The organism is Streptomyces sp. XM83C, assembly GCF_023072675.1.
Classification (GTDB): Bacteria; Actinomycetota; Actinomycetes; order Streptomycetales; family Streptomycetaceae; genus Streptomyces; species Streptomyces thermocoprophilus.
Map to the genome: position 1 here is coordinate 1 of NZ_JALLGL010000612.1, position 1,008 is coordinate 1,008.

Here is a 1,008-nt window from a genome sequence, read left to right on the forward strand (position 1 = left end):
AGATTTGTATAAGGGGCAGGGGTGCGGGAGGCGCGTGCGGTGCGCGCGGGGCGGTCACGCAGCTCTCCGCGGGCTGTGAGCGCCGGTCAGGTCCTCGGCGGGGGGTGTTCCAACGCCGGTCAGGTCCTGGGCGGGGGTGTCCCAACGCCGGTCAGGTCCTCGGTGCCAAGGCCTCCCATGCCACGGTCACTTCGCCCTGCCGCCACCGCGCCGGACCGTCCGTCACCGGCCAGTCGGCGGTCAGATCCCGCACCGTGCGGATCCAGCGCTGCCGGGCGCCGTACGAGGCGTAGGGCGCCGCGGCGGCCCACGCGCGGTCGAAGTCCCGCAGGAAGGCGTGGACGGGTTCGCCGGGGACGTTGCGGTGGATGAGCGCCTTGGGGAGCCGTTCCGCGAGGTCCGAGGGGCGTTCCAGCGAGCCGAGCCGGGTGGCGAAGGTGACGGTGCGGGGCCCTTCCGGGCCGAGCGCCACCCATACGTGCCGCCGCCCGATCTCGTCGCACGTGCCCTCCACCAGCAGCCCGCCCCGCGAGCCGCCCCCGGCGGGGGCCAGCCGTCCGCACAGCCGCTGCCAGACCTCGGCGACCTGCTCCTCGTCGTACTGGCGCAATACGTTCGCCGCGCGGATCAGCTGCGGCCGTCCCGGCACCGGCACCTCGAAGCCGCCGTGCCGGAAGACCAACCCCTCACGCTCGTACGGCTGTGCCGCCGCGACCCGCGCCGGTTCGATCTCGATGCCGACGACCCGGGTGCGGGGCGCCACCGTCCGCAGCCGGCCCAGCAGCTCCACGGCGGTCCAGGGGGCGGCGCCGTAGCCGAGGTCGACGGCGACCGGGTCGTCGGCCCGGCGCAGCTCGGCGCCGTGCACGGCCGCGATCCAGCGGTCCATGCGGCGCAGCCGGTTCGGGTTGGTCGTGCCGCGCGTGACCGCGCCCACGGGGCGTCGGGCGGGGGCGCGGGAGGTCATGCCTACGAGGGGAGTGGGGGTTACTTATAAACATCTGAGTC

At 74.9% G+C, this 1,008-nt stretch carries 1 protein-coding gene; it reads right to left on the bottom strand.

Annotated elements, in window-relative coordinates:
- Positions 1 to 151: 151 nt before the first annotated feature.
- Entirely contained in the window at positions 152 to 967 is an 816-nt protein-coding gene (locus MTQ10_RS30690; RefSeq protein ID WP_247474056.1) for a class I SAM-dependent methyltransferase, read from the bottom strand.
- Between the last annotated feature and the right edge of the window lie 41 nt (positions 968 to 1,008).

What these genes read in the sequence shown, in the direction of transcription:
- MTQ10_RS30690 (WP_247474056.1), bottom strand. Translation starts at nt 967, where the DNA reads ATGACCTCCCGCGCCCCCGCCCGACGCCCCGTGGGCGCGGTCACGCGC.